Consider the following 12,799-nt stretch of genomic DNA (forward strand, 5'->3'; position numbering starts at 1 on the left):
ACAGCATCAATCATAGTCAGCGAAATAAGTCATTTGCCCGATTGCTCCGTGCGACCAAGAATGCGGCACGCCCACCGTTGCGGCGTCTGGAGACATCGACATGAAGATTGGCAAGCAGGAGCCGTTCAGCACCATCGCGACATCGGACGCAGACTCCATCACCATCCGCGGCAAGGATCTGTGCAGCGAGCTCATCGGCAAATTGAACTTTGCCGATTTCTATTTTTTCCTGCTGACCGGCGAGATGCCTACGCCGCAGCAAAGCTTCTTCGTCAACGCGACCCTTGTCACCATTGCCGAGCATGGACTGACGCCCACGGTCCAGGCTGCGCGCATGACCTACGACGCCGATCCAGCCGCCCTCCAGGGTGCTGTGGCTGCAGGCATTCTTGGCGCCGGCTCCGTGGTCATGGGCACATCCGAACTGTGCGGGCGTTTCCTGCACGAGATCATCACATTGGCCGAGACTGACAGTCGGCCGCTGAAAGACGCGGCGCTCGAGAAGGTCACGCAGTTACGCGAGGCCAGAAAGACCGTGCCGGGCTACGGCCACCCACTGCACACGCAGGGCGACCCGCGCACGCACCGGCTGCTGGCCCTCGCCAGGGAGCAAGGTGTGACGGGCAGATACATCGAGGCTCTGTGCACCGTCGAGCAACTGCTGCCCCAAGTCTATGGCCGTCCGCTGTTGGCCAATGCTTCCGGGTCGATCCCTGCTGTGCTGCTGGATGTAGGGTTTCCCGTCGGAGCGTTGAAGGGCATTCCCATCCTGGCGCGCACTGCCGGTCTGTTGGGCCACTTGCACGAGGAAGCCACGCGGCCTATCGGGTTCTACATGTACAACGTGGCAGACGAAAGCATCACCTATGACGGGCCGCCGCCCAGATCCCTACGGAAGGATCTGGCATGAGCGGGGTGCTGCACGGCTTGCGCGTGATCGAGATGGGGACTTTCATCACTGGCCCGGCTGCCGGAGTGCTGCTGGCCGACCAGGGGGCCGACGTTGTGAAGGTCGAGAAACCCGGCACAGGAGACCCGTTTCGGATGTCGGCAGACGGAAGCTTGTACGACACCAACTTCCAGGCCTTTAACCGCAATAAACGCAGCCTCGCGCTCGACACTGTCGATCCACAGGATCTTGCCGTGTTCGACGCATTGATTGCCGATGCAGACGTGTTCATTCAGAACTTTCGTCCAGGTGCGGCAGAGAAACTCAATGTGGGTGCGGAACGGCTGCGATTCATCAATCCACGATTGGTGTATTGCGCCATCAGCGGCTTCGGGCCTGACGGTCCAGGCGCCAACCAGCCTTGCTATGACACAGTGGCGCAGGCCGCCAGCGGCTATTTGGACCTGACGCTCAATCCTGGCAACCCGCGCGTGTGCGGTCCTGCGGTGGCCGATTCGATCACGGGGATGTACGCGGCCTACGGAATTCTGGGCGCGCTGCATGAGCGGCAACGCACTGGCCGGGGACGGCTGGTGGAGGTAGCCATGGTGGGTGCGATGGCGCATTTCAACATCGACGCCTTCACGCACTACTACGGTGACGGCGAGCTGATGACTCCATACAGTCGGCCGGGTGCGTCGCAGGCACACGTGCTCACCTGCAAGGATGGCAAGCGCGTGGCGCTGCACATGTCCTCACCGCTCAAGTTCTGGGAGAACCTGGTGCGCGCCACCGGCCATATGGAGCTGCTGGACGATCCGCGCTTCAAGCAGCGCGGCGAGCGCATACGTAATCACGGCGAAGTAATTCGCGTGCTGGATGGCTACTTCAAGGAGTACGACCGATCCGAGTGGTGCATCCGTCTGAAGGAACAGGACGTGCCACATTCGCCGGTCTACGACGCGAGTGAGGCACTCAATGATCCGCAGGCGCTGCACATGCAGCTCCGACAGGCCGCAGAACGACCTGGACGCGGGATCTTTACAGCCGTGAGAAATCCGGTGATCTACGACCGCTCGCCGCCCGCGAGACTCGTACCGCCGCCGGAGCTGGACGAGCATCGCAGCGAGTTGCTCGCGGGGCTCAAGTACTAGTCAAACAACAAAGGAGACAACATGTTCACGTACACCCATCGACTTCTCGCACGGGCGGCCCTCGCGCTGGCCTGCGGCCTCGCAGCCGTCCTTTCCGCCACCCAGGCACTGGCACAAGACTATCCAAACAAGCCTCTAAAGCTCATCGTGCCTGCGGGTGCTGGTACGTCCACCGACATCGTGGCACGCCTGATGGGCGAAGGTCTCGCGCGTGAGCTTGGTCAGCCCGTGGTGGTGGAGAACAAGACTGGAGCTAGCGGCAACATCGCGCACGAGTTGGTCGCAAACTCACCTGCGGACGGCTACACCTTGATCCTGACCAACACTGGGCCGTTCTCCATCAACAAGGCCCTCTACAAGAAGATTAATTTCGATCCCATCAAGGACTTCACGCCGCTGACCATGATTGGCTACACGCCCACCTTGCTGCTGGTGCGGGCCAACGCGCCGTGGCACAGCGTGGCTGAACTCGTGCAATACGCCAAGGACAACCCCGACAAGGTGACCTACGCATCCGCAGGCAACGGCACCACCGGTCACTTGGCGGGAGAACTCGTCAAGGCCATGAGCAATGCGAAGATGGTCCATGTGCCATATAAGGAGGGAGCACAGGCCGTCACGTCAGTTATCGGGGGGCAGACCGATTTCATGTTCTACCACCCGGCCGTGGCGATGCCGCAGATTCAAGCTGGCAAGCTGCGCGCGCTGGGTTTGAGTAGCGTTGCCAAATCACCGGCGGCGCCAGGCGTGAAGCCGCTGGACGAGCAAGGCTTTCCAGGATTCGACTTGACCGGATGGTGGGCCGTTGCCTGTCCGGCCAGCCTGCCACCTGCGGTCATGCAAAAGCTGGTGCAAGCTGGCGACAAAGTCGTCAAGTCGGGAGATTTCCAGACCAGGCTTGCAGCGGTGGGCATTGACCCTCTGGTCATGACACAGCCGGAGTTCGCGCGCTTCGCGGCAAGCGAACTCGAGAAGTGGGGCGGTGTCGTCCGGCTTTCGGGTGCCCAGGTCGATTGACCGCGAGAGCGGCGCGGCCTGATGCGTGCGCGCTCTGATGCGGAGCAGTGCAAGGGCATCGCCCCCCCGGGGCAACGTTGCTGCCCTATGTTGCTGACCGCATTGCGCTGCTCATCTGCCCCGTGCCACCCAGTGGGCAGTTTGTGGGCTCGGGGTCACTGCGGCTTTTGGGTTCAGTACGACGCAGCAGTCATCTCTGAAAGAGATGACTGCTGAATGAACGAAGCGGCCCGATTGTCAGTTTTCAGGCAACCCTACGATCCTGAAAAAGAGCTGCTGCAGGCGCTCGACAACTTGCATGCGGCTGGCGCTTGTTTCGCCAGTCAAGGCGTCACCGACAACACCACGGAGCCCTCCAAGCAGAAAGTCGGCGGTGACTCCTGGATCGACGACGAACCAGGCACCCGCTTCTGTGCCAGCCCCGAGCAATTCCTCGAGATGCTTGCCGATCGCGTTTGGCCTTTTGTCCGGAATGTGCGGGAGAGCATCGAAAAACATGCTAACCAACGGCCCATCGTCAAGAAATCCCGTTGCGGCAGCCTTGACCCAAGCGCCGAGCTTGCCGCCCCAATCTGTTCCAGGCCATTGCCCAGTCGCCCGATCCAGGTTGCCCACATGCAGGGCATGGAACCGCTCGGCCAATGCGATATGGATGTCTTCCTTGGATGAGAAGTACAGGTAGAACGAGCCCTTCGCCACTTCCGCGCTATCAGTGATCTCCCTGATCACGGTAGCGCCCACCCCCTTCTTCAGGAACAACGCCTGGGCGGCATTCATGAGTTCTTCTCGCCGTGCTTCCGGCGGTTTCGTTCGTGGACGTGGCTGAGCTTGTATCTGCATCAAAGGGTACGTTTCGTGGACTGGCGACCGAGGCGGACCCCATCCCTGATGCTCGACGCTGGATAGCGGCTTCGCCGCCACGCTGGATGCCGCCTGCACCGCCTCCATCGGTCTTATTTTAGACGGTATGGATAAATTTGTTCAAATTAGGTGAAAACCCGGAACCGAGAAAAAAATTCTAAATGCAGAATTGCAAGCGGCATACAGAATGAAGACGAGCTGCGCTGGCCAGCCCTGGCACCTCAGGGGGACGCATGGGAGGGCTGACTGAAGCTTGTGTCAAGTAGCAGGTAAACCCCCAACTGATGGAGACAAACTCATGAAAAATCGACAAACGAGGACGGCTCCCTCCCGGGCCGCAGTGCACATGATTGCCGCTGCAGTGGCATTGGTCGCAACCAGTGGTGCACACGCACTGGAGCTTGACACTGGCAATCCCGACTTCAAGGTGCGTGCCGATGCGACGGTTCGATACAACTTGGGGGTTCGTACCGAGGCACAAGACCAGCGACTGTTGAATTTTGCCACCACCGACGAAGGCAACGCCAAGTTCGGCCGTGGAGATATCGTGTCCAACCGGCTCGATCTTTTGGGGGAACTTGACCTTAACTACAAAGGGATCTTTGGGGCGCGGATCAGTGCCGCAAGCTGGTACGACCATGCGTATCGCGATAGGTCGGTGTCTTCGCCTGCTGGTTCCGCGACGTCGTACAACAACAACCGGTTCAACGACGAGGTCAACCGCTTTGTACATGGCCCGTCCGGTGAAATCCTGGATGCGTTCGTCTGGTCCAACTTCGATCTCGGTTCTGTTCCCGTCAACGTCAAGTTGGGCCGCCACACGGTGGTTTGGGGTGAAGGCATGTTCATCGGCGCCCATGCCATTTCCTATGGCCAGTCGCCCGTGGATGGCATGAAGGCTGTTTCCAGCCCGGGCATTGAGACCAAGGAAACTTTCTTGCCCATCAACCAGTTGACCTTCAAGGCGCAGGTGACCGACAAGCTCTCTCTTGCAGGCCAATATGCGCTGGACTGGAAGGCGACGCGCGTACCGTATGCCGGAACGTATCTGATGGGCGCCGACAACGCGCCCGGGGTCGATCGTTTTGCCCTGACGCCCTGCAACCCGGCACTGGGTCCTTATTCCTGCCTGGCTATGGCCAACACGGCAGTCAAGACCTCGGGCGACAAGAATTGGGGGCTTTCCGCGCGTCTGGATGTGGATGCCATCGATTCCACACTGGGTGCCTACTACCGGCAGTTCAACGATACCAATCCGGAAACGGGCATTCAACTCACCAGTTTCGCTCCAGTGTCGGCACCCTACAACGCTATCTTGGGGCCTGCGTTGCCGGGTACCTTCAGGTTTGTCTATCCGGCCGCTACCAAGCTCTGGGGCCTGAGTCTCTCCAAGTCTGTGGGCCCGGTGAGCGTTGGCTCCGAAGTGTCCTGGCGCAAGAACGCGCACCTCAATTCGGTTGCCAGCTATACCGCTACCAGCACGGGGGCGACGGGAGACACTTTCCATGCCGTGGTGAATGGCACCTACGGGCTGCCCAAGACACCCCTCTGGGATACCGGTACGCTGATCGGCGAACTCGCGTACAGCCGCCTGCTGAAGGTCACGGGTAACGAGCAGTTGTATCGCGGTGTCGGGTATGCCGGTTGCGTGAGGCTCGGAACGAGCGGTGCCACCGCCCAGCCGGGGGACGTGACCGACACCTGCTCGACCAAGAACTATTGGGAGCTTGCGCTGCGCTTCACGCCCCAATACCTGGGCGTGCTGCCGTCCCTGGATGTGTCGGTTCCAGTAACCGTCAGCTACGGACTCAAGGGTTCGGCCGCCACCGGCGGTGGCGGCTTTGAAGGCCTCCTCAAGTGGTCAATCGGCATTGCTGCCACCTACGCAAGCAAGCATGAATTCAGCCTGACCTATGCGGACATGTCCGTGCCAACCAAATACAACGCTGCCGGTACGGCCGCCATTGGTGGCAACGCACTCAACAGCAGCGTGGGCGCAACCGATCGTGGTCGCCTGTTTTTCACCTATAAGACCTCTTTCTGATTCCCTGGAGCCGCAATCATGAAATTCCACAACATCCTTTCGCTGGTTGCCATTGGCCTTGCCACGCCAGCTTTCGCGGCCGTGACAGCGGAGGAGGCCAAGCAACTGGGCACCACCCTGACCCCGTTCGGAGCGGTCAAGGCAGCCAATGCCGATGGCAGCATCCCGGCCTACACCGGGGGGTTGACCAAGGCTCCTGAGGGCTTCAAGCCAGATAGCGGCTTCTGGACCGATCCGTTCAAAGACGAAAAGCCCGTGCTGCGCATAGACAGCAAGAACATGGCACAGCATGCAGCCTTGCTGAGCGAAGGGCAGAAGCACCTGCTGTCCAAGTACCCAGGGTACTACCTCAATGTGTATCCCACGCACAGAACGGCGGCCTATCCCAAGAAGATTCTGGATGCGACCGTCCGCAATGCGACCACGTGCAAGGCAACCAAAGAGGGCCTTGCCATTGAAAAAGCCTGCCGCGGTGGCATCCCGTTCCCCATTCCGAAGACCGGATACGAGGTGATGTGGAACCAAATCCTGCGTTACCAGGGAGAGACCGCGATCACCACTGCGGCCTCCCGCTCCTGGGTGATTGATACTTCGGGCAAGGCCGTGGTGACGGCGGAGCAAGCGACGTTCCAGGACTTTGTGTACTACCAGACTGACGTGGCAGATCGCGATCCGGACATGGCGTGGCGGGTGTATTCGATCAGCAAGGTGCCGGCACGGCGTGCAGGAGAAATGACAGGCTTGGCCGACTATCTCGATCCGGTGGCTCGTCCGCGCAAGGCATGGAGCTACACCCCGGGCTTGCGCCGCGTGAAGCTCTCGCCGGAGTTCGCGTATGACACTCCCGTGGCAAGCATGGGGGGCGTGACCTTGTTCGACGAACTGTTCGTGTTCTCTGGGACCATGGATCGATTCGATTTCAAGCTCATCGGCAAGAAGGAGATGTACATCCAGTACAACGCCTACAAGAATCTGTACGATTGCCCGACGGCCGAAAAGGCTTTGCTGCCGAACCACGTCAATCCGGAGTGCGAGCGCTGGGAAAAGCACCGTGTCTGGGCCGTGGAAGCCACGCTCAAGCCGGGCCAGCGTCATGCGTATTCCAAGCGCATCTACTACTTTGATGAAGATTTGACCGGCGCCGCCAACTACGATGCCTTTGACCAGAATGGTCAGTTGTACCGTAGTCTGTTTCAGGCTGCTTCGCCGATGTACGACAAGCAGATCCCCTTTGCTGCGAAGAACGTGGTGTACGACTTCAACAAGGGCATGTACGCCTATGTCAACGATGTGATGGTGGGAGGCTACAAGGTGCTTCCGTCCGCGCGCAGCGAGCGCGAGATGAATCCTGAAGCCATCGTGTCGCGTGAATCGGCTCGCTGAACCTCGTGCATGACGAACCTCGATCGGATCCCCGGGCCATGACTTTCCTGCATCCTTTCCTGCGGTTGCGTTGGGCTTGCGCCGCGCTCGTTGGCGTGTGTGTACTGCTGCCGGTGCCGTGGGTGATCGCAGCGCAAGGCGCAGCCCGCCTGGATCTGATCGACGCGCCATCACGAGCCCTTGTGGCGGCGCAGCGGGCGATGGTCAGCGGGGTGGCGAGCCAAGGCGGGCGCACCATTGCGGTGGGTCCGCGCGGTTTGATCCTGCTGTCCGAAGATGGTGGGGTATCGTGGCGCCAGGTCGGCAGCCCGGTCTCCACCGACCTCACCACGGTGCGCTTCGCCAGTTCCGGCGTGGCGTGGGCCGTGGGGCACGATGCCGTGGCCCTGAGGTCGCCCGATGGCGGCGCCTCGTGGACGCGGGTGCTGGACGGGCGTGCGGTACTGATGCTGCTGCGCGATTCCGCCAAAGGCTCCGAAGAGAGGGAGGCGGAGATCCAGCGGACAGTTGGGCAATCGGCCACGGCGGACGTCTGGCCCGCGCCGTTGCTCGACATTTGGTTCGCTCCCGATGGCCTCACCGGCTTTGCCGTGGGCGGTTTCGGCTTGATCCTGAAAACCAGCGATGCCGGCAACACGTGGCAACCCTGGCTATGGAAAACCGACAATGACCAGCGGTACCACCTCTATGCACTGGCAGGTGGGGAAGGGGGCGTCTTCGTCGCAGGTGAGCAGGGCCTGGTGATGCATCTCGATGCAACAACCCAGCGCTTCAAACGTGTGCAGACGCCTTACAACGGCAGCTTCTTCGGGATCTCGCAGTTCGGTGCCCGCTTGGTGGCCTACGGCCTGCGTGGCAATGCCTTTGTCAGCGAGGACGCTGGGCATGCGTGGAAAAAGATCGAGACCGGTCTTGATGCCAACCTGGTAAGTGCGGTCACCCTTGAGGATTCCGCTTTTCTAGTGTCGCAGCAAGGGAGTGTGCTCGCCGTGGATTTCGCTGCCGCTCGCGCCACGGTATATGACCAGGCACCAGGTGCTGAGGTCTATGACGCCGCGATGACCGACCCCCATCGTCTGGCTCTGGCACGCCTGAACGGTGTCGGAGTCATCGCGCTCCCCACGCAAGGTAAATGAAGGCCGCAGATCCCATGGATCTCCCTCACGAAAGTTTTGATGTCTGCTCATTCCCAGCAACCCGCCATGCCGGTCGTTCGCGATCCGGCACAGTTCGACCGCAAGTCAGGCAGCCGCCTGGAGCAACTGGTGTTCAACAACCGGCTGTTGGTGTTGCTCCTGTGCCTTGCGGCTACCGCAGTGCTGGGCTACTTCGCTCTGAAGCTGGAAGTCAATGCCAGCTTTGAGCGGATGATCCCATCCTCCAGCCCGTACATTCAGACCTACTTTGCCTATCGGGAGGAACTCCCCGGGTTGGGAAACACGGTGCGGGTCGTCGTGGAGAACAAGAGCGGTGATGTCTACGACGCAGCCTACCTGGAAAAACTGCGCAAGGTCAATGACGCTCTCTACCTGATTCCAGGGGTCGACCGCTCGTGGATGAAATCGCTCTGGATGCCCATCGTGCGCTGGCGGCAGGTGACGGAGGAGGGCGTGGTGGGGGGGCCTGTCATGCCGCCGGACTACAGCGGCAGCCAGGAATCGATCGGCAAGCTCAAGGAAAACGTTGGGCGGTCAGGCATTGTTGGAAGCCTGGTGGCCAATGACGCGCGCTCTACGATGATCATCGTGCCGTTGCTGGATCGGCATCCCAAGACGGGCGAGCCGTTGAACTATGGCGAGTTCTCCCGCATCCTGGAGAAGGAGATCCGGTCGTTCGAGGACGAGAGCACCGGCATTTACATGGTCGGGTTTGCAAAGATCGTCGGCGATCTGATCGCAGGGCTCCATGAGGTGATGCTCTTTTTCGGACTCTCGGTGGCGGTCGCCGCGCTGTTTGTCTACCTCTATACCCGGTGCATCCGCAGCACCGTGCTGCTGGTGAGCGTGGCCGTTGCCGGGGTGGTGTGGCTGCTGGGGTTGATGAACCTGCTGGGCTACGAGCTGGACCCCTACTCGATCCTGGTCCCATTCCTGATTTTCGCGATTGGGCTCTCGCACGGTGCCCAGAAGATGAACGGCATCCTGCAGGACGTGGGCCGTGGGACGCACAAATACGTTGCCGCGCGCTACACCTTCCGGCGCCTCTTCATGGCGGGCCTGACGGCGCTTTTGACGAACATTGTCGGCTTCGCCGTGCTGGTGATCATCGATATCCCGGTTATTCGCGATCTGGCCCTGACCACCAGCATCGGGATCACGGTGCTGGTCTTCACCAAGCTCGTGCTGATCCCGGTGACCTTGTCCTACATCGGCGTGAGCGAGGCTGCGGCGCGCCGCGCCCTCGCCGAGGACACGACGCGCAAGCAAGGATGGCTCGGACGCACCTGGAGTGCGCTGGATCGCCTGACGGAGCGTCGCGCGGCCACGGTGACGGTGGCGCTTGCCGCCGTGATGACCGCGGTCTGCACGGTCGTGATGTTCGACCTGCGCATCGGCGACCTGGATCCGGGGGCGCCCGAATTGAGGCAGGACTCGCGCTACAACCGCGACAGTGCCTATATCACGGCCCACTACGGGCTGTCGAATGATCAGTTCGTGGTCATCATGACCAATCCTGACGATGGCTGCCGGCTGTACGGCACCTTGCAGTTGATGGACCAACTGGCCCAGGCACTGCGCCAGACCGAGGGCGTGCAGGCCACCAGTTCGCTGGCGGAGTCCACGCGCTTCATCACTGCAGCCTTGAATGAGGGCAGTGGCAAGTGGCTCACCATCAGCCGGGACCAGGGCATCACGAATGCGGCGGTGGGGGCCGCCATGATTGCGAGTCCGGACATCACCAATACCTCGTGTTCCGTCTCGCCACTGATTGCCTATCTGGCCGATCACAAGGCGGACACGCTCAAGCGCGTGCTTCAGGTGAGTGAGGCCTTTGCCGCGGAGCACAACAGTGCTTCTGCCGACGGCGGGCCGCGCTTTTTGCTCGCGGCGGGTTCCGCGGGAATCGAGGCGGCGACCAACATTGAGGTCGAGCGCGGCATCTTGCTGATGTACCTGGCCGTGTATGGCGCCACGGCGCTGCTGTGCCTGCTGACCTTCCGCAGCCTGCGCGCCACCATCGTGGCGATGGTTCCCTTGGTGATCACCACCATCATCTGCAAGGCCTTGATGGTGTGGATGGGCATCGGGCTCAAGGTGGCCACGTTGCCAGTGATCGCGGTGGGTGTCGGCGTCGGGGTGGACTACGCCCTGTACCTGCTGAGTGTGCAGATTGCGATGCAGCGCCGTGGCTCGACGCTCGCCGAGGCATACCGGAGGTCGCTCGACTTCACGGGACGCGTGGTGGCGCTGGTGGGGCTGACCATGGCCGCGGGCGTGATCACCTGGGCGTTTTCGCCGATCAAGTTCCAGGCGGACATGGGCATTTTGCTGACCTTCATGTTCCTGTGGAACATGGTGGGTGCCCTGGTGCTGATTCCCGCCTTGTCCCATTTCCTGCTCAATCCACGGCAGACCAAGTCTGCACTGCCCGCGGATGGCGCACTTCCTCTTTGACTTTTTCCTTCTCTTGGAGCAACGCCTGTGTTTGATCTGTTGATGAGTGCCGACATGATGCTGTCCGACCCGGACGGCATGGCGCAACTGTTGGTGACGAAGCTGGGCCTCCACGGCCATCCCAACTGGCGCCAAGCGTTCGATGGCCATCCCTACATTGCCCATTTCCTGCGGGTTCACAAATCGTTGGCGGTCGCCCCCACCCGCATCGAGCCGCAGTGCCACTTGGACCAACCAAACCCGGGCGATCCGATGTTCCACGACTTCCTGGAGAGCCTCAAGGCTTACCAGGGCGCGCACCGGCCCATGGTGACCCACTCGATCGTGCTGGCCGCGCGCGGCGACAAGTTCGACCTGCTGGTCGAGAAGCTCATGCGCCGGCGCCTGCGGTTCCGCATGGCACAACGCACCCCCGACATGCCGTTCGACCGGCTCTGGCTGGGCGCGACGCCCGAGGATCCCCGCTACCACCCATCGGTGGACGGCGGTCTGTGCATCGAGGTCATGCCCCTAGAGCCGCTGCAGATGCCGGCCGACACCTTCAGCGTGCCCCCGCCCGAGCCGCGCGATCCCAAGCCGGGCGACATGGTGCGAGTCACCTCGCGCGGCTACATCGTCCGCAATCTGGACGAAACCCTGCGCACGGTATCGGCCAACCTCGATTGGGAGCCTGGCAGCCCTGTGGAGTCTCTGGACAAGGAGGGGTACCGCCGCGCCCGCATGGAATTCACGGTGCCGCACAGCGCTTCGCTGGACGTGATCGAGGCGACCCGCTGGAACGGTGATGCCGGCGTCTACCTGAATTCCTGGGGGCCCGGCCCCTACTACATCCGCATCGCGGTGAACGGTCTCCAGGCCAAGGCCGAGGACCTGAAGGCACGCGGTACCCGTTTCACCTGGATCGACGAATGCGAGGCCGTGGGTGGGAAGCCGCTGATCCGGGTCGATCCGGCCGACGTGCGGGGGCAACTGTTTGAGTTCGAGGAGTATTGAACCGATGATGGAAACCTCCTTTCACAAGCCGGCCACCCCGACGCGTGACGAAGCTGCGGCCCCCGGGAATGCCGTCGAGGTGGAGCGCCGGGGAGGCGTTGGCTGGATCGTGCTCAATCGCCCGGACCAGATCAATGCGATCAACGACGACATCCGCCGTGGTGTACCCGCGGCGCTGGCCGAGCTCGATAGCGATCCGTCCGTTCGGGTGATCGTGATACGCGGCGCGGGCGCGCGCGGGTTTTGCGCCGGAGCCGACATCAAGGAACGGCGGGCGACGGAAACATCGGTGCAGGTGCGTCGGCGCATGCAGAAGTCGCGTTGGATCGAGGCGCTGGATCGCACCGAGAAACCTGTGATCGCCGCCATTCATGGCTATTGCATGGGCGGGGGCATGGAACTGGCCTTGGCTTGCGATCTGCGTTTCGCGGCCCCGGACGCCGTGTTTGCCCTTCCCGAAACGGGGCTGGGCCTGATCCCCGGAGGGGGAGGAACCCAGCGCCTTGGAGCCGTGGTCGGCCCGGGGCGTGCTCTGGACTTGCTCCTGACCGGTGATCGCGTCGACGCACGCCGGGCATTCGACATCGGCCTGATCACCCGCATGGCCGACAGCGCTGACTCGCTGCTCGCGGAGGTCACTGCCCTGGCCGAACGCATTGCCCAGAAGCCGCCCACGGCAACGCTGTTCGCCAAGCAGGCTGCACGCGCGGCCTGCCACCTTGACCTCAAGAGTGGCCTGGACCTGGAATTGGATCTGTTCGCCATGCTGGTTCCAATGAACGACGTCAAGGAAGCCGCGCTGGCGTTTCGCGAGAAACGGGCGCCCTGTTTTTCTGGTGAATGA

Annotated in this window: 10 protein-coding genes; 9 read left to right on the forward strand and 1 reads right to left on the reverse strand. The window is 61.7% G+C overall.

The genetic code is table 11. The annotated features are described in order from the left end of the window. Nucleotides 1-100: 100 nt before the first annotated feature. From ACODS0_RS13695 to ACODS0_RS13705, 3 genes are read left to right on the forward strand one after another with little or no spacing between them, the layout of a single operon-like run. Complete coding sequence (locus ACODS0_RS13695) at nt 101-910, forward strand: citryl-CoA lyase (protein WP_063460685.1); 810 nt, start codon at nt 101-103, stop codon at nt 908-910. Then, nucleotides 907-2,043, forward strand: coding sequence for a CaiB/BaiF CoA transferase family protein (locus ACODS0_RS13700; protein WP_488835530.1), 1,137 nt, complete (start codon nt 907-909; stop codon nt 2,041-2,043). Before ACODS0_RS13695 ends, ACODS0_RS13700 begins: the two co-directional genes overlap by 4 nt. A gap of 21 nt (nt 2,044-2,064) precedes the next feature. Continuing rightward, nucleotides 2,065-3,060 (forward strand): Bug family tripartite tricarboxylate transporter substrate binding protein, encoded by a 996-nt coding sequence (locus ACODS0_RS13705; RefSeq protein WP_121506338.1) that lies wholly within the window; start codon nt 2,065-2,067, stop codon nt 3,058-3,060. Nucleotides 3,061-3,297: 237 nt separating this feature from the next. On the opposite strand, the gene ACODS0_RS13710 is transcribed toward ACODS0_RS13705, so the two are convergent. Next, nucleotides 3,298-3,837 (reverse strand): TetR/AcrR family transcriptional regulator, encoded by a 540-nt coding sequence (locus ACODS0_RS13710; protein ID WP_199726992.1) that lies wholly within the window; start codon nt 3,835-3,837, stop codon nt 3,298-3,300. A gap of 382 nt (nt 3,838-4,219) precedes the next feature. Between ACODS0_RS13710 and ACODS0_RS13715 the strand changes: the two genes are divergently transcribed. From ACODS0_RS13715 to ACODS0_RS13740, 6 genes are all read left to right on the forward strand, one after another. Then, nucleotides 4,220-5,965, forward strand: coding sequence for a DUF1302 domain-containing protein (locus ACODS0_RS13715; protein WP_488835533.1), 1,746 nt, complete (start codon nt 4,220-4,222; stop codon nt 5,963-5,965). An 18-nt stretch (nt 5,966-5,983) separates the two neighbouring features. Continuing rightward, complete coding sequence (locus ACODS0_RS13720; protein WP_121506340.1) at nt 5,984-7,348, forward strand: DUF1329 domain-containing protein; 1,365 nt, start codon at nt 5,984-5,986, stop codon at nt 7,346-7,348. A 38-nt stretch (nt 7,349-7,386) separates the two neighbouring features. Beyond that, nucleotides 7,387-8,484 (forward strand): WD40/YVTN/BNR-like repeat-containing protein, encoded by a 1,098-nt coding sequence (locus tag ACODS0_RS13725; protein ID WP_121506341.1) that lies wholly within the window; start codon nt 7,387-7,389, stop codon nt 8,482-8,484. 66 nt (nt 8,485-8,550) lie between these two features. Continuing rightward, nucleotides 8,551-10,962, forward strand: coding sequence for an efflux RND transporter permease subunit (locus ACODS0_RS13730; protein ID WP_242421856.1), 2,412 nt, complete (start codon nt 8,551-8,553; stop codon nt 10,960-10,962). A 27-nt stretch (nt 10,963-10,989) separates the two neighbouring features. Beyond that, nucleotides 10,990-11,955, forward strand: a complete 966-nt coding sequence (locus tag ACODS0_RS13735) for a VOC family protein (RefSeq protein WP_063460678.1) — start codon at nt 10,990-10,992, stop codon at nt 11,953-11,955. A gap of 4 nt (nt 11,956-11,959) precedes the next feature. After that, nucleotides 11,960-12,799 (forward strand): enoyl-CoA hydratase/isomerase family protein, encoded by an 840-nt coding sequence (locus ACODS0_RS13740; protein ID WP_488835537.1) that lies wholly within the window; start codon nt 11,960-11,962, stop codon nt 12,797-12,799.

The organism is Acidovorax sp. FG60, assembly GCF_057808995.1.

Coding starts and splice junctions, on each gene's coding strand:
- ACODS0_RS13695 (WP_063460685.1), top strand. CDS start 101: ATGAAGATTGGCAAGCAGGAGCCGTTCAGCACCATCGCGACATCGGAC.
- ACODS0_RS13700 (WP_488835530.1), top strand. CDS start 907: ATGAGCGGGGTGCTGCACGGCTTGCGCGTGATCGAGATGGGGACTTTC.
- ACODS0_RS13705 (WP_121506338.1), top strand. CDS start 2,065: ATGTTCACGTACACCCATCGACTTCTCGCACGGGCGGCCCTCGCGCTG.
- ACODS0_RS13710 (WP_199726992.1), bottom strand. CDS start 3,837: ATGAATGCCGCCCAGGCGTTGTTCCTGAAGAAGGGGGTGGGCGCTACC.
- ACODS0_RS13715 (WP_488835533.1), top strand. CDS start 4,220: ATGAAAAATCGACAAACGAGGACGGCTCCCTCCCGGGCCGCAGTGCAC.
- ACODS0_RS13720 (WP_121506340.1), top strand. CDS start 5,984: ATGAAATTCCACAACATCCTTTCGCTGGTTGCCATTGGCCTTGCCACG.
- ACODS0_RS13725 (WP_121506341.1), top strand. CDS start 7,387: ATGACTTTCCTGCATCCTTTCCTGCGGTTGCGTTGGGCTTGCGCCGCG.
- ACODS0_RS13730 (WP_242421856.1), top strand. CDS start 8,551: ATGCCGGTCGTTCGCGATCCGGCACAGTTCGACCGCAAGTCAGGCAGC.
- ACODS0_RS13740 (WP_488835537.1), top strand. CDS start 11,960: ATGATGGAAACCTCCTTTCACAAGCCGGCCACCCCGACGCGTGACGAA.